A 25018-nucleotide genomic window follows, 5' to 3' on the forward strand; every position below is an offset into this window, starting at 1 on the left:
AGGCGGCGGATTTGGCGGGCGGTCGTACCTTCAGCAGGGGCGGCCGCCCGTTTCGTTTCTCCATACCATTGCGCCGATTTCACTTGCCGCCAATTGAGTTATCGCGCGTAACCTAACGGAAGGAGCAGGCCCAGGAGAGGCGTGCCCCCTTAGGGAGAAACCACACTTGACCCAGGCCTCGCCGGCTCCGCGCGCCAGCACGCTGCCGCTGTCCACCATCTTCGCCTTCGCCGCGACCAGCCTGCCGATTCAGGCGGTGGTCATCGCGGTGGCGGTCTACCTGCCCCGACATTACGCCAGCCACCTAGGCGTCAGCCTCGCCGCCGTCGGCGGCGCTTTCTTCATCGTCCGCATGATCGATATTCCGGTCGACGGCCTGCTGGGCTGGGTGATGGACAAGACGCGGACCAAATGGGGCCGCTACCGGCTCTGGACCGTAGTCGGCGCGCCGTTCCTGATGGCCTCGATGTACTGGCTGTTCATGCCGGCCGAGGGTGTCGGCATCGGCTACCTGATCTTCTGGCTGCTGGTCATGTACCTGGGCACCTCGATCCTCAGCCTCTCTCACGCCGCCTGGGCCGCGACGCTGGCCCCGGCCTACAACGACCGCTCGCGCGTCTTCGGCATCATGACCGCGGTCGGCGTGCTCGGCGCAGCCGCCGTGCTGGCCATCCCGATCATCGCCGAGGCCCGCGGCCTGCCCGACTCCGGCAACGTCGAGACCATGGGCTGGTTCATCCTCGCCCTGACCCCGATCGCGGTCGGCCTCGTGGTCTGGCGCACGCCCGAGCGGATCGCGCCCGACATTCCGGGACACCAGTTCAAGCTGCGCGACTACTGGTCGCTGGTCTCACGCCCCAGCATGGCGCGCATCCTGGCCGCCGACCTCTGCCTGGCCTTGGGTCCGGGCTGGATGAGCGCGCTCTACCTGTTCTTCTTCACCGACAGCCGCGGCTTCACCACCGGCCAGGCTTCGATCCTACTGGCGGTGTACATCCTGGCCGGCTTCGCCGGCGCCCCGATGATGGGCCGCCTGGCGATGATGATCAGCAAGCACCGTGCGGTGATGGTCGCCACCACCGGCTACTCGCTGGTGCTGATCTCGCTGATGGCCATCCCCAAGGGGAACATGCTGGTCGCGATCTTCCCGATGTTCCTGGCCGGCTTCCTGGCCGCGGGCTTCAACGTGCTGACCCGCGCCATGACCGCCGACATTGCTGACGAGGTGCGGCTGGAGCAGGGCCGCGAGCGGTCGGGCCTGCTCTACGCGATCACCACCATGACCACCAAGATCGCTGGTGCCTTCTCGATCGGCCTGACCTTCCTCGTGCTCGAGGCGGTCGGCTATCAGGCCAAGGAAGGCGTGGTCAACACGCCCCAGGCCATCCACAACCTTGAACTCGCCTACCTGATCGGGCCGGTGGTGTTCGTGATGCTCGGCGGGGCCTGCATGATCGGCTACGGCCTCGACGCCAAGCGCCACGCCGACATCCGCCGCCAGCTCGACGAGCGCGACGCCCTCTATACCGAGACCGTCACCGTCGAGACCCTGAGGACCGAGAACATGACCCTCGAAACCGTGACTGTCGAAACGACGATCGCGGTCCCGCCGCAAGCGGGTCGATAACAGACTGCCCGGCCCGGCTTCGTCCGGGCCGGTTTCATTTTGAAGCCGTCCCGATCATTTTTCCGGGGCCTGACATTTGAGGCGATACATGGCGAATTCCGCCGCCGGCAGCTCGCGCCTGCCACTGCCCGTCGTTATGGCGTTTTCTTCGACCGCCCTGCCCATCGCCGCCATAGGCTTGGTGATGGCGGTCTACCTGCCGAGGTTCTTCGCCGGTCAGCTCGGCCTGTCGCTGGCCGCGGTCGGCGTCGCCTTCACCGTCGTGCGGCTGATCGACCTGGCGATCGACCCGCTGCTGGGCATGGCGATGGACCGCACACGCACCCGCTTCGGCCGCTACCGGCCCTGGCTGCTGGCCGGCGGCCCGATCGTGATGCTGGCCGCCTACATGCTGTTCATGGCCCCTCACGGGATCACCGAGACCTATCTGATCGGCTGGCTGCTGACGCTCTATCTGGGCGTCTCGATCCTGACCCTGGCCCAGGCGGCCTGGGGCGCGTCTCTGGCCACCGACTATCACGACCGCTCGCGGGTCTACGGCGTCATCCAGGCGGTCGGCGTCATCGGCGCAGTGCTGATCCTGCTGCTGCCGCTGGCGCTCGGGAGGCAGGGCGAAGGCGCCGGCGGCGTCCACGCCATGGGCTGGTTCTGCATCCTGCTGATCCCGGTCACCCTCGCTCTCTGCACTCTGGTCACTCCCGAGCGCGTCGCGCCCGAGACGGACTCCAAGGAACGCGTCACCCTGCGCGACTACTGGGACCTGGTCCGGCGGCCGGAGATGGCCCGGCTGATCTTCGCCGACCTGTTCATGGCTCTCGGCCCCGGCACGACCGCGGCGCTCTACCTGTTCTTCTTCCACGACGCCCGCGGCTACACGACCCCGCAGACCGGCATCCTGCTGGTGTTCTTCATCGGCGCGGGCCTGGTCGGCGCGATGTTCTGGGGCTGGCTGGCCCAGAAGATCGGCAAGCACCGCGCCCTGATCGTCTCGGCCGTCGCCTACGCCGTCACCCAGTCGGCGCTGATGATCATCCCGCCCGCCACCATGGCCCTGGCGATCCCGGGCATGTTCTCGGTGGGCTTCGTCTCCTCGGCCTTCGTGCTGATCGTCCGCGCCATGGTCGCCGACGTCGCCGACGAGGTCCGCCTGGAGACCGGCAAGGAACGCGTCGGCCTGCTCTACGCCCTGGTCACCACCACCCAGAAGGTGGGCACCGCGATCACCGTCGGGGTCAGCTTCACGGTCCTCGACCTGGTCGGCTACAACGCCGCCGACGGCGCGACCAACACCCCGCAGGCGATCCGCGGGCTTGAGCTCTGCTACGTCTTCGCCCCGATCATCCTCGTGTTCTTCGGCGGCGCGGCCTTCATCGGCTGGAAGCTCGACGCCAAGCGCCACGCCGAAGTCCGCCGACAGCTCGACGAACGCGACGCCCTGGCGGCCGAGGCCGGCCTGCTGGACAGCGTCAGCGGCGTCGGCCTGGCGACCGAGGCGCCGCGGTAGGTCGGAAAAAATGCTCCCCCTCTGGGGGAGCTGTCAGCCGAATGGCTGACTGAGGGGGACTTTGACTCCGTCCCGAAGCGAGCAGTCCCCCTCCGTCTCGGCGCTTCGCGCCGATCCACCTCCCCCAGCGGGGGAGGATCTGGGCCTTAAGCCAACGCCTTCGCCGCGGCCACGAAGGCCTGGGCCGCGGCGCTGTCCGGCGCGGTCGCCACCAGCGGCCGGCCCTGGTCGCAGGCCTCGCGCAGCGACACCTCCAGCGGGATCTCGGCCAGCACCGGCACGCCCAGCTTCTCCGCCTCGGCCTTGGCCCCGCCCGAGCCGAAGATCGGGATTGGCGCGCCTGTGGTCGGGTCGGTGAAGAACGCCATGTTCTCGATCACCCCCAGGATCGGCGTCGCCGTCTTCTGGAACATCGAGGCGGCCCGCCGCGCGTCGATCAGCGCGATCTCCTGCGGGGTCGAGACGATCACCACCCCGTCGATCTTCATCTTCTGGATCAGGGTCAGCTGGATGTCGCCGGTGCCAGGCGGCAGGTCGACGACCAGCACGTCCAGCGGCTGCGCCTCGGAACCCCAGGCCACGTCGTTCATCATCTGGCGCACGGCCGAGGAGGCCATCGGCCCGCGCCAGATCATCGGCGCGCCCTCGTCGACCATGAAGCCGATCGACATCACCTTCAGCCCCCAGGCCTCCAGCGGCTGCAGCTTGCCGTCCACGAAGGCCGGCTCCTCGTCGATCCCCAGCATCCGCGGCGCCGAGGGGCCATAGACGTCGGCGTCCAGCAGCCCGACCTTCAGCCCCTGGGCGGCGAACGCCGCCGCCAGGTTGACCGAGACCGTGGATTTGCCGACCCCGCCCTTGCCGCTGGCCACCGCGATCACGCGGCGCACATGGGCCGGGCGCTGGGCGTCGGCCGGCGGGGCCGGGGCGGCCTGCGGGTCCTGGGCCACGCGCGCACCCTTGCGCACGCGGGTGACGCCCTCGGCCGGGGGCGCGGCGGCATGCTCGGCGGTCAGCACCACCTGCGCCTTTTCCACGCCGGGCAGCGCCGCCAGCACCTCCTGGGCGGCGTCGCGCACCGGCGCGTAGAGCGCCGTTTCGCTGGCCGGCACCTCGAGCATGAAGCCGGCGCGCCCGCGCCCGACCGTCAGCCCACGGACAAGGCCGGCGCTCGCCAACCCCTTGCCCGTCTTCGGATCGAGGACGCGGTCAAGCGCTTTCAGGACGCTGTCGCGGTCGGGGATTGTCGGCTCCATACGGCCCTTTGACTTGCTTTAACCGGTGTTGGGCCACATATCCGGCTCACAGCGCCGGTTTACAAGCCCATGCACGGGCCAACGACGCGGCCGCGCCGAAACGAGAGCAAGACGACGCGACCATGCCTTGGAACGACAACGCGAACCCCGGCCCCTGGGGCGCGCCGCCGCCCAACGAGGGGAACGGCGACAAGAAACCCGGACCCCGCCGCCCGCTGGGCGGCGGCGGCGGCGGTCCTCGCGGCCCGCGCCGCCCTGAAGGGCCCGAATTGAACGCCGCCTTCGAGCGGCTGCAACGGCAGTTGCGCGACTTCTTCGGCGGTCCCGGCGGCGACGGCGTGCGTCCCGCGGCGGTCGCGGCGGTGGCCGGGGTCGGCGTCGGCCTCTGGGCGCTGTCGGGCGTCTACATCGTCCAACCCAACGAACAGGCCGTGGTCACCACCTTCGGCGCCTATTCGCGCTCCGAGGCGCCGGGCATCCGCTACCATCTCCCGGCCCCCATCGAGCGGGTCGAGAAGGTGCCGGTCACCACCCTGAACCGCATCGACATCGGCGGGGTCGGCGACGCCAAGGTTCCCGAGGAAAGCCTGATGCTGACCGGCGACGAGAATATCGTCGACCTGAACTTCAGCGTCACCTGGCGCGTCGCCGACGCCAGCAAGTACGTGTTCACGCTGCGCGACCCCGACGCCTCGGTGAAGGCGGCCGCCGAAAGCGCCATGCGCGAGGTGGTCGGCAAGTCCGACCTGCAGCCGATCCTCACCACCGGCCGCGGCCAGGTCCAAGCCCAGACCGCCGAACTGATGCAGAAGACCCTGGATTCCTGGGGCGCGGGCATCAGCGTCGTCGAAGTCCAGATCCGCTCGGCCAACCCGCCGCAGGAGGTCGCCGCGGCCTTCCGCGACGTGAACAGCGCCGGCCAGGACCAGGAGTCGGCCCGCAACGAGGCCAACACCTACCGCAACCGCGTCGTCAACGAAGCCAAGGGTGACGCGGCCAAGCTGGTCCAGTCCGCCGAGGGCTATCGCGAACAGGCCGTGCGCGAAGCGACCGGCGACGTCGCCCGCTTCAACCAGATCTACAACGAGTACCGCCGCGCTCCGGGCGTGACCAAGGACCGCCTCTACATCGAGACCATGGAACGCGTGCTGGCCAAGTCGAACAAGGTCGTCATCGACGGCAAGGGCGCGAGCGCGCCGATCATCCTGCCGCCCGACGTGTTCCGGCCGCGCACCCAGCCTGCGCCGTCCGCTGCGGAGCCCGCTCCGCCCACGGTCGCGCCGTCGACGGGAGCCGCCCGATGAACCGCAGCCTTCCCGTTCTCGGCATCCTGCTGGCCGGCGCTCTGATCGTCCTGTCGCAGACCTTCTTCATCGTCGACCAGCGCAAGCAGGCGGTGATCGTCCGCCTGGGCGAGCCCGTACGCGTCATCAACGCCCCCGGCGATCCGGGCCCCGGTCTGAAGGTCAAGGTCCCGTTCGTCGAGAACGTGGTCATGTTCGACAAGCGCAACCTGGCCATCGAGGCGGCTCAGGAGGAAATCACCGCCTCCGACCAGCAGCGCCTGGTGGTCGACGCCTTCGTCCGCTACCGCATCTCTCAGCCGCTGCTCTACTACCGCACCCTGCGCGACGAGCAGACCGCCAGCGACCGCATCGAGCGGCTGGTGAACTCCTCCCTGCGCCAGGTGCTCGGCACCGCGACCTCGACCGAGATCATCTCGGGTCGCCGCGAAGCGCTGCTGGCCCAGACCAAGAAGGACGTCGTCGCCCGCGCCGCGGCCTCGCGTCTTGGCATTCAGATCATCGACATCCGCATCAAGCGCGCCGACTACCCGCCGCAGATCCAGGAGTCGGTCTATCGCCGGATGCAGACCAGCCGCCAGCAGGAAGCCGCCCGCATCCGCGCCCAGGGCGAGCAGGAAAAGCGCGAGATCATCGCCGGCGCCGACAAGGAAGTGGCCATCACCCTGGCCACCGCCCGCGAGCAGGCCGAGACCACCCGAGGCGAAGGCGACGCGGTTCGTACGCGCCTCTTCGCCCAGGGCTTCGGCAAGGACCCGGCCTTCGCCTCGTTCTATCGCTCGATGCAGGCCTATGAGGCCTCGCTCGGCCAGGGCGACACGACGATGGTGCTCTCCCCCGACAGCGCCTTCTTCAAGTACTTCGAACGCGGCCCCAACGCCCGCTGATGGCGCCGCGCCTCGTTCGGCCAGACCTCGCGTACATGCCCTCCTTCGTGGCGGCGTTGCGCGAGGGCTACGCCCGCGACACCCTGCGTCCGGAAACGCCTGAGAGCATCGCGGAAGTGGCCGGCGACCAGGCCGCCTTCGTCGCCAGCCAACTGGCCCCGCCGACCAGCGTCACCCTGCCCGACGGCAGCCAGGGCCCGGCCGTCCCCTACACGGTGCTCTGGTACGTCGAGGGCGCGGAATTCCTCGGCTCGCTGCACATCCGCCATCACCTGAACGCCAACCTGGAAAAGGTCGGCGGCCACGTCGGCTACGCCGTGCGCCCCTCGGCCCGCGGCCTGGGCCACGCCAGCGCCATCCTCGCCGCCGGCTTGGACTACATCCGCGCCAACCTCGACCTCGAGCGGGTGCTGCTGACCGTCAACGCCCAGAACCCGGCGTCCATCCGCGTCATCGAAAAGAACGGCGGCGTCCACACCGCCTCGATCCCGCACATCTGGATTCCCGGCGACACCGCCCTGCACTACTGGATCGAACTGTAGCCGCCCGCAAAGGGTGGACAGCGGCCGCCCATGCTTGCAGCCTCGGCTGATGCGGCCAGAGATCATCATCGAGACCGAACGGCTCCAATTCACCCCGTTCGCGCCCACTGACTTGGCCCTGTTTTGTGACCTTCACAGCGATCCGGAGGTCCAGCGGTTCATGTCGCCTGACGGGTTGGCGATGCCGGAGGAGATCGCGCGCGAGCAGCTTGCACGGCAGATCGAAAACCAGGCGCGCTTCGGCTTCAGCAAGTGGAAGCTGTGTCTCAAGAATGGGCGCTTCATCGGCCGGGCCGGTCTTTCGCTCTTTGAGCGGACGAATGAGATCGAGCTCGGCTACGTGCTGAAGCAGGACATGTGGGGCCAGGGGTTCGCCACTGAAGCGGCCACCGCCGTTGCGCGCTGGGCCTTCGCCCACCTCCAGATCGACCACCTCATCGCCTTCACCCATCCGCAGAACACCGCCTCGCAGCGCGTGCTCGTCAGGGCCGGAATGCGTGATCTCGGGCTGCGCGACATGGGCTTTGAGCAACCCTCTCGCGTCTTCCGGCTAGACCGGCCATAGATCCGCGAGGGGCCCGCCGGAGCCCTGTTGCGTTGCGCCCCGCCGCCACCTAGCGTCGAGCTTCCAGCGGACATCCGAGCAAGCTCCATGGACTGGAAAGTCTGGCACGAGAAGTACGACGATCCCGCCTCGCCGCTGACGAGGCGACTGAGGATCGTCCAAGGGTTGGTTCGACAGGCTCTGAACGAGAGCCCGCCCGGCCGGCTCCGGGTGATCAGCCTGTGCGCAGGCCAGGGCCGGGACATCCTCGAAGTGCTCGCCGACCATTCGCGCCGCGAGGACGTTCAAGTCCGTCTGGTGGAGCTCGACGAGGGCAATTGCGAGCTTGCCAAGGCGGCGGCGCAAGCGAGCGGGCTATCCCAGGTCGAGGTCGTCGCCGCAGACGCCTCGCGCAGCGAGAACTACGCCGGCATGACCCCCGCCGATCTGGTGCTGATCTGCGGGCTGTTCGGCAATATCAGCGACGCCGACATCGAGCGGGTCGTGGCGGCTTGTCCTCAGCTCTGCAGGACGGGGGGCCGGGTCATCTGGACGCGCAATCGCCGGGCGCCGGACCGCGTGGGGCAGATTTGCGGGTGGTTCGAGGAACGCGCCTTCGAGCGCGAATGGCTGTCCGACGAGGCCTTCGAATTCGGCGTCGGCATGCATCGCTTCGCCGGAACGCCCGAACCCTTGGCCCTGGGTCGAAGCCTGTTCTCATTCGTCGGCTACGACCGTCTTCCGAACGAAGCCGACGCCTCGGGAGCTTGCTGATCACGCTACGATCAGGCTTCCGCCGCCGCCCGTTGGCGGCCGCCGAAATCAGAGGGAACGCCATGACGGTTCGAACTGCGCGATGCGCCTGTCAGGCGTGCGAAGTCGAGGTTGAGGGCGAGCCGGTCAGCAGCGGGCTCTGTAGCTGCGACAATTGCAAACGGCGTACGGGCGCGCCGTTCGGATGGTCGGTCTACTTCCACGATGAACAGGTCAGTCGGGTGGAAGGTCCGTTGGCGGTCCTCGACGGCTTCGGCAAACGCTGGTTTTGCTCAAAATGCGGCTCGACCATCTATTGGCGGTCCTTCGGGGCGTGGCGGCCCGGCCAGACGGGATTTGCTGGAGGCTGCTTCGCCGATCCGACGCTGCCGGTCCCCACCATTGCGGTACGCCGCGCGCAAGGCATGCCGTGGATTGCCTACCCCGACGGCTGCGCAGTGTTTGATGACATGCCTCCAGTCCCTCCCCCTTCGGCTCCGTGAGCGTCCCGCAACGGGTCGATTTCAATCACAGGCTTCGGCCCCGACAAGGGACGTAGGCCTCCCGCGTCCGAGGGTAGACGTTTCCAACGTCTGCGAGGGTGGGAAACGGACGTTGAGAGTGGCGGCACCGCACGCGCTTCGCTGACGTCCGATCCAGCAAGGCTGGTCAACGCAGTTGTGTCGACTCCGCGAGTCTAGTCCACCGCCCAAAGGAGTTTGTCCTCCACGTTGAGGCGCTGGAACATCTCGAACACCCCGCTCATCGGGCTCTTGGCGTAGCTGGGTCGGGCCTGCATTCGGGAGAGCCATTCCGAGGCGGAGGGTGACCGCGCGAGCAGAGCCGATCCCTCCGGCGTTCGGGTGAAGAAGAGAAGTTGCGGCAGCAGGAAGCTGTCCGCCAGGGTCATCGCGGAGCCCACCAGAAACCCGCCCTCGGCGACGGCCTCATCGATCAGGCGCATCTGCAGAAGCAGACCGGCGCGAGCTTCGGCGAGAAAGGCTTCGTCGGGGGCAAAGCCGAATGCGGGGCGAACCAGGCGCTCCTTCATGAAGCGGTTCATTGTCGGGAAGACATAGGAATTGACGATGCTGATCCAGCGCAGGACCTCGGCCTGGCCGAGGGCGTCAACGGGTTGCAGGGAGCGACCGGCGAACGCGCGATCGATGTAGTGCGCAATCGCCAGAGTTTCGTAGAGAACGACCGCTCCGTGCTGAAACGCGGGCATTTTTCCGAATGGATGCAGCGCCAAGTGCTCGTGCGAACCCGGCGTCAGCGGGACCACCTCGTAGTCAACGCCCTTTTCGTCGGCGACATGTATCGCCGTCCAGAGGTAGGCGCTCTCGGCCAGCGAATGGAACCTAATTGTCGCCATGGGCGCGCTCCCTGTTCAAAGAGAAGCGTGCGCCGCCTTGCCGAGAGCCGCCTTGCGGTACATCAAAGCGACTCCGGAGCCCCACCGGACGTCCGACTTGGGTCGGAAGCGGACCTAAGCATCATCACGCAAAGGTGACGTCACCGCCTCGCTCCCCTCGATCACTCGGCACGCGCCCGCAACACCGCGATCGCCTGGGTCGGATTGTCCCGTCGTCCCGGGACGATCTCCAGCACCTCGAGCAACGGCGCGGCCATCGCCGTGAACTGCGCGCTCGTCGTCCAGAACGACAGGTAATTCGAGCCTTCCATGGCGTCGTTCAGCACGATGAAGGGTTCGCCCTCCAGACGCTCGGCGACGCCGGGCGGTCCCCAGGCCCGCGCATAGCCCTCGTCGTGGAAGGTCAGCAGCGCCAGCCCACCCGGCCGCAACACGCGATGCGCCTCCTCCAGCCAGGCGCGCACCGCCTTCTCGCACAGGTGCGTCAGCACCGAGTAGGCGTAGACAAGGTCCTTGGACTTGGCGTCCAGCGGCGTCGGCGTGCGCAGTCCGTTCAGCAGGTAGCGCCCCGGCAGGTGCGCGCTCGTCCAGTCGACCAGCCGCCGGTTGATGTCCGAGCCGGTGAACGCGCCGCCGCCAGCGATCACCTGCGGCGCCAGCCAGCGGGCGATCCGGCCGCAGCCGCACCCCAGGTCCCAGACGTCCGCCGCCTTCCCGACGTCGACGCCGTGTTTTCCGGCCAGGCTGCTGAACATCGCGGCGTGTTCTCGTCCGCCCTCCGAGAACCACCGCCCGTCCGAGCTCGCCCCGACCAGCACCAGCAGCTCGGCCGGCGGCATCGGCAGGTCGTCGTCGAACGGCGGGGCCGGCGCCTGGGCCAGCCGTCGCTCTTGGCGACGATGCAACACTCCGATCAGGCCGCTGACCTCCAGCGCCCGCTGCAGGTGCGGCCGCAGCCGCAGTCGAACCGCGGCCGGAACAAGTCTGGCGTAGAGCGTCATGGCGCTCGGCCTCCCCGCCTAGCCGACCAGCCCCCTTGGCCGCATCCCGACCAGGGACAGTAACGCTGCAATCGCCACCGCCGCAACTCCGGGTTGGGCGTGACAAGACTTGGTTGAAGATCCCCTTCAATCGAGGCCCCAACGCCGCCGGCTGGTCGAAACCTGGACAGATCCGCCGCGAAAGCGCCCCAAACTGCGGCCATCCGCAGCAGGCCCTAAAGGGAACCAAGCTGCGCCTTGGCCGCTTTCCGGCGACAGTACTTACGTCCGGAGCCCGCCTTTGCGCACTCAACAGCTACTCTACGCCGCGGCCGGCGTGGTCATTTTCCTCATGCTTCTGCTGATCGGCTGGGGCCTCAGCCACCGGGGCGATCAGGGCCCGGCGGCCCGCGGCGCGACCAACTTCGTCGACGCGGTCCAGCGCGCTCAGGCCGCGACCGTCATGCTCACCGTCTCAGGTTCCGACGGTCGCAATGGCGGCGCGCCGATGCAGATGGGCTCGGGCTTCGTGGTCAGCGCCGACGGGCTGGTGGTCACCGCCGCCCATGTCACCGGCGGCCTGCCGGTGGTCAATCTGGTGTTCGCCGACGGCACGGTCGCCCGCGCCGAGCTGGCCGGCGCCAACGAGGCCGCCGACGTCGCCGTCTATCGCGCCACCCCCGGCCGCCAGCTCGCCGCCCTCTCCTTCGGCGACAGCAACCAGGTCAAGGCCGGGCAACCGGTGGTGCTGATGGGCGCGCCCTACGGCCTGGTCGGCACCGCCACCTCGGGCATCATCTCGGCGGTGAACCGCCAGATCGGCGCGCCGGTGGACGAGGACGATCCCTTCGCCGGCGCCGCCCTCAGCGGGCCGGTGAAAGCCTATCTGCAGACCGACGCGGCCCTGACCGCCGGCGGCTCCGGCGGCCCGCTGCTCAACAGCGCCGGCCAGGTGATCGGCATGGCCAGCGCGCGGGAGTCGCGCGGCGAGCCCGGCGCGGGCCTGGCCTTCGCCATCCCTGCCAATGTCGTGAAGTCGATCGTCGACGAGGTGAAGGCCGGGCCGCCCCCGGCCGCTGCGCCGGCTACGCGCCAGCCCTGATCAGCGCCTCGACCTCATGCAGGTCGCGGGCGATGCGGATGCACAGCCCGTGCATCTCCTCGGTCGCGTCCAGCAGGTCGGGCACCATGATGGTCATCATCCCGGCCGCGGCTGCGGCGCGTACGCCGTTGTGGCTGTCCTCCAGCGCCAGGCAGTCGACGGGCGCGACGCCCAACGCTTCGGCCGCGCGCAGATAGGGATCGGGCGCAGGCTTGGCGTTGGCGTAGTCGCCGGCCGCCATGACCGCGTGGAAGCGGTCCAGAAGCCCGTGGCCGCCGATGTGATGCCTGACCGACTCGTGCCCCGACGACGTCGCGATGGCCCGCGGCAGCCTCAACGCATCGAGAAGGTCGAGGATTTCGCGCACCCCGGCCTTCAACGCCACCTCGGCGGCGACCAGCTCGCGGAAACGCGTGACCGTGGCGACCTTGAACGCTTCGGGGTCGAAGCCCCGGCCGTAGTGGGTCTGCAGGATTTGCGCATTGGCCGGCCAGGACAGGCCGATCAGGCTGAGGAACAGCTCGTTCGGGAATTCCAGCCCGTCGGCGATCGCCGTGGCGGTCATGGCCTCGCGGTAAACCGTCTCGGTGTCGACCAGCAGGCCGTCCATGTCGAAGATCACGGCCTTGGGGATGCGGGGCAAGCTCATGGCCCGGCTTCTAGCGCGCGGCGACCATGAGCGGAATTCAAACCCGGCTTCAGTCCGTTACGAATTCCTCGGCCCGGTAGCCCTGGAAGTAGAGCAGCGCGGTCAGATCGGCGCTGTCGACCTTGGCGTCGGCCTGCGCCGCGACGATCGGCTTGGCGCGGTAGGCGACGCCCAGGCCAGAGGCCTCGATCATCGCCAGGTCGTTGGCCCCGTCGCCGACCGCCAGGGTCTGGGTCATCTCGATCCCCATGCCGGCCGCCTCTTGCTTCAGAGCCGCCAGCTTGGCCTCGCGGCCCAGGATCGGCTCGCCGACCGTGCCGGTCAGGGCCGCGCCGTCCTCGTTCAGGGTGTTGGCGCGGTTGGCTGCGAAGCCCGCCGCCTGCGCCACCCGCGAGGTGAAGAAGGTGAAACCGCCCGAGACCAGCACTGCACGGCCGCCGCCCGCCGACATGGTGCGCACCAGGGTCCGCGCGCCGGGGTTCAGCCGCACGCGCTCGTCATAGGCTCGCTGCAGGTCGCCCAGCGGCAGCCCCTTCAGCATCCCGACCCGCTCGCGCAGCGCGCCCTCGAAATCCAGCTCGCCGCGCATGGCCCGCTCGGTGATTTCCGAGACCTTGTCCTTCACGCCGGCGAAGTCGGCCAGCTCGTCGATGCACTCGACGTTGATGATGGTCGAATCCATGTCCGCCACCAGCAGCCGCTTCCTGCGCCCGTCCCAGGGTTGGGCGCAGGCGTCGACGCCGGTTCCGGCCAGGGCCGCCTCGGCCGCCGCGCGAACCGCCGCGACATCGGCGGCTTCGACCAGCAGGTCGAGCGCGCCGGGCCCCAGCGTGCGGGGCTCCTTGACGCGGGCCTGCACGCCTGCGAGCGCTGGGGCCAGTGTGGCGAGCGCCTTCGCGGCGGCGTCTGAATCGGGACCGACAAGGGTAAGGGCGATCTGCATGGAGCCCCGCATCTGGCTGATCGCCGGGCCGACCGCAAGCGGCAAGTCCGCCCTGGCCCTGCGCCTGGCGCGCGAAATCGGGGCGGAGATCGTCAACGCCGACGCGCTGCAGCTCTACGCCGACCTGCGCCTGCTCACCGCCCGCCCCTCGCCTGAGGAAGAGGCCCAGGCCCCGCACCACCTGTTCGGAACCGTCGACGCCGCCGAAGGCTGGTCCGTCGGCCGCTGGCTGCGGGCCGCCGTCGCGCTGACCGGCGAGATCGCGGCCCGCGGGCGGGCGACCGTGATCGTCGGCGGCACCGGCCTCTATTTCCGCGCCCTCACCCATGGCCTGGCCGAGGTGCCCGATACTCCGCCGCAGATCCGGGTCCAGACCGCCGCCGAGTTCGAAGCCATGGGCGAGACCGCCTTCCGCCAACGGCTGGCGGGGGCCGACCCGGCCGCCGAGGCGCGTATCTCGCCGGCTGACCGCCAGCGCCTGACCAGAGCCTGGGAGGTGTTCGCCGCCACCGGGACCTCGCTTAGCGACTGGCAGGCGCGCACCGATCCGGCCATCGCGCCGGGAAGCTGGGCCGGCGTCGCGCTCGATCCGCCGCGGCAGGCGCTGTTCGACCGCTGCGACGCGCGGCTGCAGATCATGGTCGAGGGCGGGGCGCTGGAAGAGGTGGCCGCCCTCGCCGCCCGCGGGCTCGATCCCAACCTGCCGGCCATGAAGGCGGTCGGCTATCGCGAGCTGGCCGCCGCGCTCGCGGGCGAGGTCAGCCTCGCGGCAGGTTTGGAGAACGCCCAGCGCGAAACCCGCCGATACGCCAAGCGCCAGGCCACCTGGCTGCGCGGTCAGATGGCCGACTGGCCGCGCCTCGACGCCGTCGCCCATGAGGACCAATGGAGGCAGTTTATTGCGTTACACCCCGCCTTGACGGGCTGAACGGGGCATGTCATGACCTCGGCGACTTCATTTGGAGAACGCTCGTGCGTGAGCTTCTTGTACTCTCTGTGCGACCTCTCGCGGACTGACCACGTGTCAGACCGCTGAAGGTCGCTCGCCCAGGCCCCTTGAGGGCCTTTTTTATTGCCGAAAATCAAGGCCTTGCTGAAATGACAGCCCACCAGACGATAGCTGCCGAAACGACGATTGAGACCCTGACCGGCGCCGAGATCGTGGTCCGCGCCCTCATCGACCAGGGCGTCGAGGTGCTGTTCGGCTATCCGGGCGGAGCGGTGCTGCCGATCTACGACGCGCTGTTCGAAGAGAAGCGCCTGCAGCACGTGCTGGTCCGCCACGAGCAGGGCGCGACCCACATGGCCGAGGGCTACGCCCGCTCGACCGGCAAGCCGGGCGTCGTCCTGGTCACCTCGGGCCCGGGCGCGACCAACGCCATCACCGGCATCGTCGACGCCCTGATGGACTCGATCCCGATGGTCGTCTTCACCGGCCAGGTCGCCACCCACCTGATCGGCACCGACGCGTTCCAGGAGTGCGACACGATCGGCATCACCCGCCCGATCACCAAGCATAACTACCTGGTCAAGGACGTCGCCGACCTGCCGCGGATCATCCACGAGGCGTTCCACATCGCCACGTCCGGCCGCCCCGGCCCCGTGGTCATCGACATCCCCAAGGACGTCCAGTTCTCCAAGGGCGTCTACCAGGGCCCGACCGAGGTCACCCACGCGCACAACTACAACCCGCGCACCAAGGGCGAGCCGAGCAAGATCGCCGACGCCGTCGCGCTGATCGCCGGCGCCCGCCGCCCGATCCTCTACACCGGCGGCGGCGTCATCAACGCCGGCCCGCGGGCGGCCGAACTGCTGCGCGAGTTCGCCAAGCTGACCGGCGCGCCGGTGACCTCGACCCTGATGGGCCTGGGCGCCTTCCCGGCCTCGGATCCGGCGTGGCTGGGCATGGTCGGCATGCACGGCAGCTTCGAAAGCAACAACGCCATGCACGACTGCGACGTCATGGTCGCGATCGGCGCGCGGTTCGACGACCGGGTGACCGGCCGCCTGGACGCCTTCGCCCCAGGTTCGAAGAAGATCCACATCGACATCGACGCCTCGTCGATCAGCAAGAACGTCCGCGCCGACATCGGCATCGTCGGCGACGCCGCCAGCGTGCTGGAGGATCTGATCGCGGCCTGGAAGTCGCGCAACCTCTCGACCGACAAGGCCGCGCTCGACGACTGGTGGCGCCAGATCGAAGCCTGGCGCGCCCGCCAGTCGTTCCGCTATCGGCCGGACGCCAAGCTGATCAAGCCGCAGTACGCCATCGAGCGCCTATACGAGCTGACCAAGGACCGCGAGACCTACATCACCACCGAGGTCGGCCAACACCAGATGTGGGCGGCCCAGTACTACCACTTCGACCAGCCCAACCGCTGGATGACCTCGGGCGGCCTAGGCACCATGGGCTACGGCCTGCCGGCTGCGGTCGGCGTGCAGATGGCCCATCCCGACGCCCTGGTCATCGACATCGCCGGCGACGCCTCGGTGCAGATGACCATGCAGGAGATCTCGACGGCCATTCAGTACGACCTGCCGATCAAGGTCTTCATCCTGAACAACGAATGGATGGGCATGGTCCGCCAGTGGCAGCAGCTGCTGCACGGCGAACGCTACAGCCACTCCTATTCGTCGAGCCTGCCGGACTTCGTGAAGATGGCCGAGGCGTTCGGCGGCGTCGGCATCCGCGCCGAGCATCCGGACGAGCTGGACGACAAGATCCGCGAGATGATCGCCAGCCCCAAGCCGGTGCTGTTCGACTGCCGGGTCACCAAGGAAGAGAATTGCTTCCCGATGATCCCGTCCGGCAAGGCCCACAACGAGATGATCATGGCCGAGGAAGCCCGCGACCTCGGCTCGATCATCGACGACGCCGGCAAGCGGCTGGTCTGACGAATGCGTCGGCGCCGAGGATCGCTCGGCGCCGACCGCCTCAGCCGTAGAAGAACCGCTCCTCGGCGATCTTGCCGTTCTTGATCGTGTAGACCCCGACCTCGTCCATCTGGATCCGGTTTCCTTCTGGGTCAGGTCCATCTTGAACCGCACGACGAACTGGTCGCCGTTCACGTAAGGCCCCTCGACCTCCGAGGAATGCACCTCGTGGGCGTTCGACCACCACTCGCCCTTGCCGCGCGCCGCGTCCTTGCCGCGGATCTGCGCCATGTCTCCGGGCGCGGCCTCGACGCCCAGCACGTCGTCGGCCCAGTACTTCTCGGCCGCCTCGTCGAACTTGCCGGCCTTGCAGAGGGCGACCAGGTCGTTGGCGATGTCTTGGGTGCTCATGACTGTCAGCTCCAGGGATTGGGACAGTCCGCGCGCAGCGCCCAGGCGCGGCGCCCGGCTCACCAACCGCCGTTCCGCGAAAGCAAATCGTTCATAATTTGTTCACGCTCGCGCCGCAGTCCCGGCTTGCCCCCCGGGCGCGCATGTGACACGTCCTCGACGACCGACGTTTAGAGAGCCCCGCATGTCCGACGCCCAGCCCGCCTCCGTCTACGATCTCAGCCACGCCGAGGAGGCCGAGAACCTGGCCACCTTCGCGATCCTGGTCGAGAACGAGCCGGGCGTACTGCACCGGCTGGTCGGACTGTTCGCGGCCCGCGGCTACAACATCGAGAGCCTGACTGTCGCCGAGACCGACCGCCGGGCCCACACCAGCCGGGTCACCATCGTCACCCGTGGCGCCCCGCACGTGCTCGAGCAGATCGAGGCTCAACTCGAGAAGATGGTCGCCACCCGCCACGTCCAGGACGTGACCCGCGACCCGAACGGCCTGGAGCGCGAGCTGGCCCTGGTCAAGGTCAAGGGGACCGGCCCAGACCGCGTCGAGGCCCTGCGCATCGCCGACATCTTCCGCGCCAAGGTGCTCGACACCACCATCGACAGCTTCATCTTCGAACTGACCGGCGTCTCGTCGAAGATCGACAAGTTCGTCGAGCTGATGCGCCCGCTGGGCCTGGTGGAACTGTCGCGCACCGGCGTGCTTTCCATCACCAGGGGCCCCGACGCCATGTAGGAAGGAGGATCGAATGGTCCGCATCGCCGCGACCGTTCTCATCCTCGCGCTCCTGCCCGCGCCGGCCCTGGCCCAATCGCCCGGCCAGGCCCCGCAGCCGCCTCACGTCCTCGATTGGCCCTGGCCCGATCCCGACCCGAAGTCGTGGTGGGACGCTGCCCGGCCCAAACCCGACGAAGCGGCCGACCCGCTCGGCGGCCGTCGCCCAGGCCGGGGCGAGCGGCCGCTGGTCGTCGCCAACGGCTATGATCCCCTGCTCTACCGCCTGTGGGGCCTGCCGCCGCTGCAGAACCAGCTGCTCCGGTCCGGCGAACTGATCGTCGAGGTCGCGGTGCGGCCGGCGACGTCGGCGCGCCAGACCCTGGTCCGCGCCATCGTGCGGCGCGACGGAAAGGCCTTCATCCAGGCCCGCGCCGGGCTCGGCTGCTGCGAGCCTGGCATCGCCCGCCGCGTCGGCTTCGACGCCGAGGCGCCCGACGGTGCGGCGGCGCGGCTGACCGCGCTGGCCCGGGATCCAATCTGGAATTCTCCGCGCGAGGTGCGGGTGGTCGACAGCGCCGGCGCTGCCGACGCGCTCTGTGTCGACGGCACCTCCTACGACCTGACCCTGGCCCAGCCCGGCCAGGTGCGCGCCGTCCGCCGCGCCTGCGACAGCGCCGAGATCGGTCAGGCGGCCAACGTGCTGGAGACCGTGCTCGGCTTGGCGCTGGGCCACGAGCCGCGCATCGACGTGATCTATCCGGGCGGCGCGAACTACGCGTCGGCGCGCGAGGCCTATCGCGACCTGATCGCCGAGGGCGGCGCGTTGAAACCCGCGCCGAACGCCCGCCCCCAGCCGCCGAGCTTTACGGAGCCGCCGCCCGAAGACGAAGCGGCTCCGCCTCCGCCTAGCGCAGAACGTTGAGGCGGTAGAGCGCCCCGCCGATGATCGCCCCGATCGCCGGAGCGACGAAGAACAGCCAGAGCTGGGCGAGCGCCTGACCGCCGACCAGCACCGCCGGCCCGAAGCTGCGCGCCGGGTTCACCGAGACGCCGGTGACCTGGATGCCGACGATGTGGATGACGGCCAGCGTGATGCCGATGGCCAGGCCCGCGAACCCCGCCGGCGCCGCGCTGGAGGTCGAGCCGAGGATCACGATGACGAACAGAGCGGTCATCACCACCTCGAAGATCAACGCCGCCTGCATGCTGAACTCGCCATTGTAGCCGGGCCCCCAGCCGTTTTGCCCCAGCCCGCCCGCCGTGCCGGCGATGGCCGCCAGGATGCCGGCCCCGACCAGCGCTCCGAGGAACTGCGCGATCCAGTAAAGCACGAGGTCGCGAGCGTTCATCCGCCCCGCCACGAACGCCGCCAGACTGACCGCCGGATTGACGTGACAGCCGGAGATCGCGCCGATCCCGTAGGCCATGGCGACGATCGCGAAGCCGAAGGCCAGGGCGATTCCGAGCTGGCCGACGTGCTCGCCGCCCAGAACCGCAGCGCCGCACCCGAAGAGCACAAGCGTCAGCGTACCGATGAATTCAGCTACGAACTTCTGCATGAGATGCCTCCCGTTTGAAACGAGGCTAACCCATGGTTGAGGCTTGAGATAGCGCCACTCCACGAACATCGTGACGCTCACTCAGAGTTGAGGGGCGGCATGGCTGACCGACAGGAAGCTCGGCTTTTAGGTTGCGCCCCTCGCGTGCAACCTATGTAGTTTCGCGGAATTGGAACTGCGGATCGCACACGCGAATATTCATTCAGGTCGCAACGAACGCGACCTGCCCCGTACATGGAGACAATATGTACAAGCACATCCTCATCTCCACCGACGGCTCCGAAACGGCCCAGAAGGGCGTCGATCAAGGGCTGGCCCTCGCCAAGGCGCTGGGCGCGCAGGTCACCCTGATCACCGTCACTGAGCCGTTCCCGGTCTATGCCAGCGCCGCCGGCGGCTGGATCCCGCCCGAGATGGGGAACTATGACGAGATCCAGAAGGAATTCGCTGACCGCGTGCTTGGCGGCGCGAAGGCCGCGGCCGACAAGGCCGGCGTGGCGGCCAAGACCTTGCATGTGCCCAACTCGCCGCCGGCCGAGGCCATCGTCGAGACCGCCAAGTCGCAAGGCGTCGACGTGATCGTAATGGCCTCGCATGGACGCCGCGGCCTGGGCCGCCTGATCCTGGGCAGTCAAACCTCGGAAGTGCTGACCCACGCCTCGGTCCCGGTGCTGGTGGTCCGCTAAACGCGGACTCCAGCCGCCGTGTTGCGCCGCGCCACCGACCTGAACAGCAGGTACTGCGCGGCGAACAGCACCAGCTTCGACCCCGGCGCCCACAGCGACATGACGCCGGCGGTCAGCTTCGGGTCGGCCAGCAGGGTGAGGCCGAGGTTGAGCGCCCCGCTGACGAACATCAGCCCCGCCCAGGCGTATCCCGCCCCGTTCACATAGGACGCCGGGATTCGGCCCTGGGCGACCGGCGGCATGTAGCGGCCCATCCAGCCGCGTTCGAGCATCGCCGCCCCGATCGCCGCGTAGACGATGGTCGCCTTGAACAGCACGAAGCGCGCATCGTGGGTCATCAGCGTGGCCCCGCCCATGACCACCACCAGGGCCAACGCCGTCCACTGCATGGCCGCGATCTTGCGCCCGCGCAGTTTCATCACCACGACCTGCGCAACGCCCAGGGCCATGCCTACGCCGGTGGCGAGCGCGACGTCGCCGCTCGCGGCGAGAATGGCGTAGAAGACCAGGGTCGCGGCCATGTCGATCAGGATCGGGCGGGCAGCGTAGACGAGCGGGCTCACAGGCGGAAACTCCAGGTGTTAAAAGCGTGCGCAAAGCCTAGCGGCCGCGCCGGCCGAACACCGAACCCGCCCGCGCACCGGACGTGGCGGTTCGCGAAATCGGCCTGTCCGTTCGCGCTTCGCGAACGGTCATCCACCGTTCCGAGGCGGGAAGTTCTTCTAAAACCGGCGCGCGGCCCCTATATTGGCGATGTCGGGGTTCGCCCCGACTATGGAGATAAACGCGCACGTAATAAGCGGACTGGACCCGGGTGCGATTCCCGGCGGCTCCACCAATCCTTCCTCGGCAGTTGTCGCCGGAAGCATGGGGCCGATCAGCATCGACAGACGTCTAAAGGTGTTGCTTTCTCTCGGCTTGGCCCACCGTTTCGGGCTTTAAACTAAATGCGAACGACAACTTCGCTGAAGAAGTCCGTCTGGCTGCGTAAGCGGTCCGATAGATTTCGACCTAAACTCCTAGTGTCTTAGCAGCGCTAGGCGGGGCCCGGAGGGGGCCTTGCAACAGAACCCCTCCACCTTCACGTCCTACGACCCTGCGATTTGGCGCCGCCTGCGACGAGAGCCGCCTTGCGCGCGCACGCCGAAACGCTACCCTCCGCCCCACGTTCAGTACCCCCGGAGTTTCGATGGCCCAGGACCCGCCGGCCCAAGACCAGATGCACTACGAAGCCATGGCCCAGGAGGCCCTGCGCGGCGTGGTGAAGGCCGCCTTGAAACGCGCTGCGGCGCCGGAAGGCCTGCCGGGCGCGCACCATTTCTACATCACGTTCAAGACCGAGGCGCCGGGCGTCTCCGGCCCCAACGACCTGCTGTCGAAATATCCTGACGAGATGACCATCGTCCTGCAGCACCAGTACTGGGACCTGGCGCCCGGCGAGACCTTCTTCTCGGTCACGCTGAAGTTCGGCGGCCAGCCCAAGCGCATGTCGGTGCCCTATGCGGCGGTGACCCGCTTCTATGATCCCAGCGTGCAGTTCCTGCTGCAGTTCGAAGCTCCGGCCGTGGCCGCGACCCTGCCGGCGGCCGCCGAGCCGCCCGCGGCGCCGGCCGAGCCGGCCGACCCCAACGCCCCCAACGTCGTCTCGCTCGACACCTTCCGGAAGAAGTGACCGCGCCCAGATGACCGACGTCGCCGCCGAACCCGAAGTCCTGACGGACGAAGCCATCCTGGCGCGCTTCCAGCGCTCGAAGAACCAGCCGACCGGCTCCCAGACCCTGGGCTTCCGCATCGTCGCGGTCAGCCAGGCCGAGAAGTCGGTCGAGGTCGAGTTCGACGCCAAGCCCGAATTGCTGCTCAATCCGATGAAACAGGTCCAGGGCGGCTATCTCTGCGCGATGCTGGACGAGTGCATGTCGGTGGCCTGCATGGTCGCCTCGGGCATGACCCACGTCGCCCCGACCGCCGAGATGAAGACCACCTTCTTCCGGCCGGCGGCGCCCGGAAAACTCAAGGGGATCGGCAGGGTCGCCAAGTGGGGCCGCACCCTCGCCTTCACGGAGGGCGAGCTCTACGACGCCGAGGGGCGGCTTCTGGCCAAGGCGACGGGGACCGCGGTGCCCACGCCCTTCCAGCGGTACAAGAGCTGACATGTTGAAACGCGCTGGCATCGTCGGCGCGTTTTTCATTTGGGCCTTGGCCATGGCCGCGCCGGCCCAGGCCGGACCGTTCGGCGACTGGGCCGCCGTCGTCGTCGCGGGCGACTTCCACGGCAGCGGCGGCGGCCCGACCGAGGCGTTCGACAACGCCCGCCGCGACGTCTCCAAGGAACTGCAGCGGCTCGGTTTTGCCCAGGGCAACATTGTCCAGTTCTCGGTGCGGCCCGAGCGCTACAAGGACCGGCCGCTGAAATCGGACACCCTGGCGATCTACCGCTCGCTGAACGACCTGTCGTCCAGGGCCACGTCCGGCTGCCTGGTCTACTTCACCTCGCATGGGGCGCGGCAGGGCGTGGTGGTCGACCAGCAAATCCTGACCCCGGGTCTGCTGGCGCGAATCCTCGACGCGACTTGCCGTAACCGCCCGACCGTGGTGATCGTGTCGGCCTGCTTTTCGGGAGTCTTCATCCGCCCGCTGGCCCATCCGAACCGAATGATCCTGACCGCCGCACGGCCGGACCGCACCTCGTTCGGCTGCGGTGAGGACAACGTCTATCCTTTCTTCGACGACTGCGTGCTGAAGTCGAGCCCGGCGGTCCGCGACTTCGCCGCCCTGGCCAGCGCCGTGAAGAGCTGCGTGGCTTTGCGCGAGATCGCCGAGGGCATGGCGCCGCCCTCCGAGCCCCAGATCTGGATCGGCGGCGAACTGCGCCCGATGCTGCCGCTCTACGCCTTTCCCACCAGCCCGCCAGGCGGCGACTGAACACTGATCCACGGCCGGATCGTCGCAGGCTGCAACCGCTCTAGCGCCCCGCGCGCCAGGCGCCCTACAAGTGGAGTCGTGGGGCAACAGGGGCCAGCGGGTAATCATCCATGCGTTTGATGTTCAAGGCCGTCTTCGCCGCCGCCTTCGCCTGCGCGGCGACCGCCGTGGCGGCCCAGGAGACGAGCCCGCCGCCCCCGGCCTCGCCCCCCGCGGCCAGCCCTGCGCCGGCCGCCGCGGCGCCAGCGGTCAATCCCCGCGGCCCGGTTCCCTACACGAGCCTGCAGCGCCAGCAGCGCCAGCGCCCGGCCGCCGCGGCCGCCGCCGCAGTCGCGCCGGTAGCGGTCGCGACCACCGCCACGGCCGCCGCCCCGGGCGCTCCGCTGACCGCGGCCGCCGCCCTGCCGGCCGCGCCCTCCGGCGCGCGCCTGGCGCCCGGCGAGGCGATCCCCACCGCTGAGCTGGAGTCTTATGTCGACGGCGTGGTGCGCAGCGCCATGGCCCGCGACCACATTGCGGGCGTCACCGTCTCGGTGGTGCAGAACGGCCAGGTGGTGCTGAAGAAGGGCTACGGCCTGGCCAGCCTCTCGCCGGCCCGCAAGGTCGATCCCGACCAGACCCTCTTCCGCATCGGCTCGATCTCCAAGACCTTCACCTGGATCGCGCTGATGAACGAGATCGAGGCCGGCCGCATCCGCCAGGACGCGCCGGTCAATCTCTACCTGCCCGAGCGGCTGCAGATCCGCGACCAGGGCTTCCGCACGCCGGTGCGCGTCATCAATCTCATGGACCACTCGCCGGGCTTCGAGGACCGCGCGCTGGGCCATCTGTTCGAGCGCAACTTCGATCGCGTGCGCCCCATGGCCGACTACCTGCGCCAGGAGCGGCCGCGCCGCGTGCGCGCGCCGGGCTCGGCCTCGGCCTATTCCAACTACGGCGCGACCCTGGCCGGCCAGGCCGTATCCTATGTGGCCGGCAAACCGTTCGAGCGGCTGATTGAGGAGCGCATCTTTCTGCCGGCGCGGATGACCAGCACCAGCTTCCGCGAGCCGCACCCGCCGAAGGCCGGCATCCCCGGCGCGATCCCTCAGCGCCTGGCCGACAACATTTCCGAAGGCTATCGCTGGACGCCTGGCGGCTTTGTCGCCCGTCCGTTCGAGTACATCAGCCAGGTGGCGCCGGCCGGCTCGGCGTCGTCAACCGCCGCCGACATGGCTCGCTACATGCAGCTGCTGCTGAACGGCGGCGCCCTGGACGGCGCGGTCATCTATGGGCCCGCCGCGGCGCGCGCCTTCAACACTCCGATCCGCAAGACCGCGCCCGGCATCAATGGCTGGCGGCACGGATTCATCGAGTACAACCTGCCCGGCGGACGCACCGGCTTCGGTCACGCCGGCGGCACCCTGTCGTTCCTGTCGAACATGGTGGTGATCCCCGACCTGAACCTCGGGGTGTTCATCAGCACGAACACCGAGACCGGCGGCGAGCTGGCCATGGGCTTGGCCGGCGACGTCGTGCAGCAGTTCTACGTCGCGCCCGAGACCTTCCCCCGCAAGGGTTCGCCCGTCCTGGCCGAACGCGGCGGCGACTTCGCCGGCTACTATGTCGGCACGCGTCGCGCCTATCGCGGCCTGGAGCGCATGGTCGGGCTGATGATCGGCGGCGCGTCGGTGACGGTCACTCCCGACGGCCACCTGCTGGTCACCTCGCAGGGCAAGACCAAGAGCTTCGTGCCGCAAGGCGACCTGTCGGAAGGCCGGTTCATCTCGACCACCGGCGCCGAACACCTGGCCTTCGCCATCGACGGCGGCCGCGCCCACAGCTTCCAGAGCAGCTTCGGCGACCAGACCTTCGAACGCACCGGCTTCTGGAAGCGCCCCGCCGTGCTCGGCGGAGCGGCGATCCTCGTCGGGCTAGCGGCCCTGGCCACCATCGGCGGCCTCTTCCTGCGCAACCGCCGCGACTTCCGCGAGACCGCGGTCCAACGCCAGGCCAGCCTGCTGCAGACCGCCCAGGCGGTGCTCTGGCTGACCGCCCTGGCCCTGTTTGGCGCCTGGGCCGCCAACGCCGCCGACATCGCCAATGTGATGTACCGCTGGCCGGGGGTCACCCTGATCATCGCCTCGGCCTGCGTGCTGGTCGCCGCGGCCCTGGCCCTGGGCGGCCTGATCCTGACGCCGGCGATCTGGCGTGGCGGACGGCGGGTTGATTCGTGGACCGCCACACGCAAGGCGGCGTTTACCTTTACCGCCCTGCTCTATGGCGTCTTCACGGTGCTGCTTGGCCTCTGGGGGGCGCTTACCCCTTGGAGTGGTTGATTTTTCTCAACCATAGAGAACAAGATTCTTCCGCGAATTGAGGCGTTAACGCCGCAAATGTAAACGC

25 protein-coding genes, 1 other RNA gene and 1 pseudogene are annotated in these 25018 nt (G+C 68.8%); 18 read left to right on the plus strand and 9 right to left on the minus strand.

Annotated elements, in window-relative coordinates:
• Positions 1-166 precede the first annotated feature (166 nt).
• Both O4N75_RS17350 and O4N75_RS17355 read left to right on the plus strand, forming a co-directional pair.
• The gene (locus O4N75_RS17350) at positions 167-1627 is read left to right on the plus strand and encodes an MFS transporter (RefSeq protein ID WP_269626698.1); all 1461 of its coding nucleotides are present in this window, start codon (positions 167-169) and stop codon (positions 1625-1627) included.
• 88 nt (positions 1628-1715) lie between these two features.
• A complete protein-coding gene (locus tag O4N75_RS17355) occupies positions 1716-3131 on the plus strand; it encodes an MFS transporter (protein ID WP_269626699.1) in 1416 nt (471 codons plus the stop codon).
• A gap of 146 nt (positions 3132-3277) precedes the next feature.
• On the opposite strand, the gene O4N75_RS17360 is transcribed toward O4N75_RS17355, so the two are convergent.
• Positions 3278-4387, minus strand: a complete 1110-nt coding sequence (locus tag O4N75_RS17360) for an Mrp/NBP35 family ATP-binding protein (protein WP_269626700.1) — start codon at positions 4385-4387, stop codon at positions 3278-3280.
• 122 nt (positions 4388-4509) lie between these two features.
• Here O4N75_RS17360 and hflK point away from each other — a divergent pair, with 122 nt between their 5' ends.
• From hflK to O4N75_RS17385, 5 genes are all read left to right on the plus strand, one after another.
• On the plus strand, positions 4510-5691 hold the full coding sequence (gene hflK, locus O4N75_RS17365; protein WP_269626701.1) for an FtsH protease activity modulator HflK: 1182 nt from the start codon (positions 4510-4512) through the stop codon (positions 5689-5691).
• On the plus strand, positions 5688-6578 hold the full coding sequence (gene hflC, locus O4N75_RS17370; protein WP_269626702.1) for a protease modulator HflC: 891 nt from the start codon (positions 5688-5690) through the stop codon (positions 6576-6578). Before hflK ends, hflC begins: the two co-directional genes overlap by 4 nt.
• 35 nt (positions 6579-6613) lie before the next feature.
• Entirely contained in the window at positions 6614-7120 is a 507-nt protein-coding gene (locus O4N75_RS17375) for a GNAT family N-acetyltransferase (protein WP_269626703.1), read from the plus strand.
• 49 nt (positions 7121-7169) lie between these two features.
• Complete coding sequence (locus tag O4N75_RS17380) at positions 7170-7685, plus strand: GNAT family N-acetyltransferase (protein ID WP_269626704.1); 516 nt, start codon at positions 7170-7172, stop codon at positions 7683-7685.
• Between the two features lie 87 nt (positions 7686-7772).
• Positions 7773-8438, plus strand: coding sequence for a class I SAM-dependent methyltransferase (locus O4N75_RS17385; RefSeq protein WP_269626705.1), 666 nt, complete (start codon positions 7773-7775; stop codon positions 8436-8438).
• A gap of 676 nt (positions 8439-9114) precedes the next feature.
• Here the strand turns inward: O4N75_RS17385 and O4N75_RS17390 are convergent.
• Positions 9115-9792: a glutathione S-transferase family protein gene (locus tag O4N75_RS17390; RefSeq protein WP_269626706.1), complete on the minus strand. Its 678-nt coding sequence runs from the start codon at positions 9790-9792 to the stop codon at positions 9115-9117.
• Between the two features lie 161 nt (positions 9793-9953).
• A complete protein-coding gene (locus tag O4N75_RS17395; RefSeq protein ID WP_269626707.1) occupies positions 9954-10793 on the minus strand; it encodes a class I SAM-dependent methyltransferase in 840 nt (279 codons plus the stop codon).
• Between the two features lie 280 nt (positions 10794-11073).
• Here O4N75_RS17395 and O4N75_RS17400 point away from each other — a divergent pair, with 280 nt between their 5' ends.
• The gene (locus O4N75_RS17400) at positions 11074-11874 is read left to right on the plus strand and encodes a trypsin-like peptidase domain-containing protein (RefSeq protein WP_269626708.1); all 801 of its coding nucleotides are present in this window, start codon (positions 11074-11076) and stop codon (positions 11872-11874) included.
• On the opposite strand, the gene O4N75_RS17405 is transcribed toward O4N75_RS17400, so the two are convergent.
• Both O4N75_RS17405 and serB read right to left on the minus strand, forming a co-directional pair.
• Complete coding sequence (locus O4N75_RS17405; RefSeq protein WP_269626709.1) at positions 11858-12523, minus strand: HAD family phosphatase; 666 nt, start codon at positions 12521-12523, stop codon at positions 11858-11860. The genes O4N75_RS17400 and O4N75_RS17405 overlap by 17 nt on opposite strands.
• A 49-nt stretch (positions 12524-12572) precedes the next feature.
• Positions 12573-13466, minus strand: coding sequence for a phosphoserine phosphatase SerB (serB, locus tag O4N75_RS17410; protein ID WP_269626710.1), 894 nt, complete (start codon positions 13464-13466; stop codon positions 12573-12575).
• Between serB and miaA the strand changes: the two genes are divergently transcribed.
• The gene (miaA, locus tag O4N75_RS17415) at positions 13465-14394 is read left to right on the plus strand and encodes a tRNA (adenosine(37)-N6)-dimethylallyltransferase MiaA (RefSeq protein ID WP_269626711.1); all 930 of its coding nucleotides are present in this window, start codon (positions 13465-13467) and stop codon (positions 14392-14394) included. The two genes, serB and miaA, sit on opposite strands and share 2 nt — an antisense overlap.
• A gap of 170 nt (positions 14395-14564) precedes the next feature.
• Entirely contained in the window at positions 14565-16361 is a 1797-nt protein-coding gene (locus O4N75_RS17420) for an acetolactate synthase 3 large subunit (protein ID WP_269626712.1), read from the plus strand.
• A gap of 40 nt (positions 16362-16401) precedes the next feature.
• Here the strand turns inward: O4N75_RS17420 and O4N75_RS21310 are convergent, their stop codons facing one another.
• Positions 16402-16470 (minus strand): SnoaL-like domain-containing protein, encoded by a 69-nt coding sequence (locus O4N75_RS21310; RefSeq protein ID WP_348649550.1) that lies wholly within the window; start codon positions 16468-16470, stop codon positions 16402-16404.
• Between the two features lie 65 nt (positions 16471-16535).
• A pseudogene (locus tag O4N75_RS21315) lies at positions 16536-16751 on the minus strand (SnoaL-like domain-containing protein); the annotation flags it as partial.
• 184 nt (positions 16752-16935) lie between these two features.
• Between O4N75_RS21315 and ilvN the strand changes: the two are divergent.
• Both ilvN and O4N75_RS17430 read left to right on the plus strand, forming a co-directional pair.
• The gene (ilvN, locus tag O4N75_RS17425) at positions 16936-17484 is read left to right on the plus strand and encodes an acetolactate synthase small subunit (protein ID WP_267234085.1); all 549 of its coding nucleotides are present in this window, start codon (positions 16936-16938) and stop codon (positions 17482-17484) included.
• 13 nt (positions 17485-17497) lie between these two features.
• Positions 17498-18388 carry a hypothetical protein gene (locus O4N75_RS17430; RefSeq protein WP_269626713.1) on the plus strand — a complete coding sequence of 297 codons (891 nt, stop codon included), beginning with the start codon at positions 17498-17500 and terminating at the stop codon, positions 18386-18388.
• Here the strand turns inward: O4N75_RS17430 and O4N75_RS17435 are convergent.
• Positions 18372-19025, minus strand: a complete 654-nt coding sequence (locus O4N75_RS17435) for an aquaporin (protein ID WP_269626714.1) — start codon at positions 19023-19025, stop codon at positions 18372-18374. The two genes, O4N75_RS17430 and O4N75_RS17435, sit on opposite strands and share 17 nt — an antisense overlap.
• Before the next feature lie 245 nt (positions 19026-19270).
• On the opposite strand from O4N75_RS17435, the gene O4N75_RS17440 reads away from it, so the two are divergent.
• The gene (locus tag O4N75_RS17440) at positions 19271-19711 is read left to right on the plus strand and encodes a universal stress protein (protein WP_269626715.1); all 441 of its coding nucleotides are present in this window, start codon (positions 19271-19273) and stop codon (positions 19709-19711) included.
• Here O4N75_RS17440 and O4N75_RS17445 read toward each other — a convergent pair.
• Positions 19708-20274, minus strand: coding sequence for a septation protein IspZ (locus tag O4N75_RS17445; protein WP_269626716.1), 567 nt, complete (start codon positions 20272-20274; stop codon positions 19708-19710). The genes O4N75_RS17440 and O4N75_RS17445 overlap by 4 nt on opposite strands.
• 153 nt (positions 20275-20427) lie before the next feature.
• Between O4N75_RS17445 and ssrA the strand changes: the two genes are divergently transcribed.
• The 5 genes from ssrA (at position 20428) to O4N75_RS17470 (ending at position 24951) form a co-directional block, all read left to right on the plus strand.
• Positions 20428-20791, plus strand: a transfer-messenger RNA (tmRNA) gene (gene ssrA / locus O4N75_RS17450).
• A 109-nt stretch (positions 20792-20900) separates the two neighbouring features.
• On the plus strand, positions 20901-21383 hold the full coding sequence (locus O4N75_RS17455) for a ClpXP protease specificity-enhancing factor SspB (RefSeq protein ID WP_269626717.1): 483 nt from the start codon (positions 20901-20903) through the stop codon (positions 21381-21383).
• A gap of 10 nt (positions 21384-21393) precedes the next feature.
• A complete protein-coding gene (locus O4N75_RS17460; protein WP_269626718.1) occupies positions 21394-21861 on the plus strand; it encodes a PaaI family thioesterase in 468 nt (155 codons plus the stop codon).
• A gap of 1 nt (position 21862) precedes the next feature.
• Complete coding sequence (locus O4N75_RS17465) at positions 21863-22633, plus strand: C13 family peptidase (RefSeq protein ID WP_269626719.1); 771 nt, start codon at positions 21863-21865, stop codon at positions 22631-22633.
• Positions 22634-22743: 110 nt separating this feature from the next.
• Positions 22744-24951, plus strand: coding sequence for a serine hydrolase domain-containing protein (locus O4N75_RS17470; protein WP_269626720.1), 2208 nt, complete (start codon positions 22744-22746; stop codon positions 24949-24951).
• Positions 24952-25018: the final 67 nt, after the last annotated feature.

It is taken from the genome of Phenylobacterium sp. NIBR 498073, from assembly GCF_027286305.1.
Taxonomy (GTDB): Bacteria; Pseudomonadota; Alphaproteobacteria; order Caulobacterales; family Caulobacteraceae; genus Phenylobacterium.

Coding starts and splice junctions, on each gene's coding strand:
- O4N75_RS17355 (WP_269626699.1), top strand. CDS start 1,716: ATGGCGAATTCCGCCGCCGGCAGCTCGCGCCTGCCACTGCCCGTCGTT.
- O4N75_RS17455 (WP_269626717.1), top strand. CDS start 20,901: ATGGCCCAGGACCCGCCGGCCCAAGACCAGATGCACTACGAAGCCATG.
- O4N75_RS17385 (WP_269626705.1), top strand. CDS start 7,773: ATGGACTGGAAAGTCTGGCACGAGAAGTACGACGATCCCGCCTCGCCG.
- O4N75_RS17430 (WP_269626713.1), top strand. CDS start 17,498: ATGGTCCGCATCGCCGCGACCGTTCTCATCCTCGCGCTCCTGCCCGCG.
- O4N75_RS17460 (WP_269626718.1), top strand. CDS start 21,394: ATGACCGACGTCGCCGCCGAACCCGAAGTCCTGACGGACGAAGCCATC.
- O4N75_RS17470 (WP_269626720.1), top strand. CDS start 22,744: ATGCGTTTGATGTTCAAGGCCGTCTTCGCCGCCGCCTTCGCCTGCGCG.
- ilvN (WP_267234085.1), top strand. CDS start 16,936: ATGTCCGACGCCCAGCCCGCCTCCGTCTACGATCTCAGCCACGCCGAG.
- O4N75_RS17420 (WP_269626712.1), top strand. CDS start 14,565: ATGACAGCCCACCAGACGATAGCTGCCGAAACGACGATTGAGACCCTG.
- O4N75_RS17360 (WP_269626700.1), bottom strand. CDS start 4,387: ATGGAGCCGACAATCCCCGACCGCGACAGCGTCCTGAAAGCGCTTGAC.
- O4N75_RS17435 (WP_269626714.1), bottom strand. CDS start 19,025: ATGCAGAAGTTCGTAGCTGAATTCATCGGTACGCTGACGCTTGTGCTC.
- O4N75_RS17390 (WP_269626706.1), bottom strand. CDS start 9,792: ATGGCGACAATTAGGTTCCATTCGCTGGCCGAGAGCGCCTACCTCTGG.
- serB (WP_269626710.1), bottom strand. CDS start 13,466: ATGCAGATCGCCCTTACCCTTGTCGGTCCCGATTCAGACGCCGCCGCG.
- O4N75_RS17380 (WP_269626704.1), top strand. CDS start 7,170: ATGCGGCCAGAGATCATCATCGAGACCGAACGGCTCCAATTCACCCCG.
- hflC (WP_269626702.1), top strand. CDS start 5,688: ATGAACCGCAGCCTTCCCGTTCTCGGCATCCTGCTGGCCGGCGCTCTG.
- O4N75_RS17395 (WP_269626707.1), bottom strand. CDS start 10,793: ATGACGCTCTACGCCAGACTTGTTCCGGCCGCGGTTCGACTGCGGCTG.
- O4N75_RS17375 (WP_269626703.1), top strand. CDS start 6,614: ATGCCCTCCTTCGTGGCGGCGTTGCGCGAGGGCTACGCCCGCGACACC.
- O4N75_RS17440 (WP_269626715.1), top strand. CDS start 19,271: ATGTACAAGCACATCCTCATCTCCACCGACGGCTCCGAAACGGCCCAG.
- hflK (WP_269626701.1), top strand. CDS start 4,510: ATGCCTTGGAACGACAACGCGAACCCCGGCCCCTGGGGCGCGCCGCCG.
- miaA (WP_269626711.1), top strand. CDS start 13,465: ATGGAGCCCCGCATCTGGCTGATCGCCGGGCCGACCGCAAGCGGCAAG.
- O4N75_RS17465 (WP_269626719.1), top strand. CDS start 21,863: ATGTTGAAACGCGCTGGCATCGTCGGCGCGTTTTTCATTTGGGCCTTG.
- O4N75_RS17405 (WP_269626709.1), bottom strand. CDS start 12,523: ATGAGCTTGCCCCGCATCCCCAAGGCCGTGATCTTCGACATGGACGGC.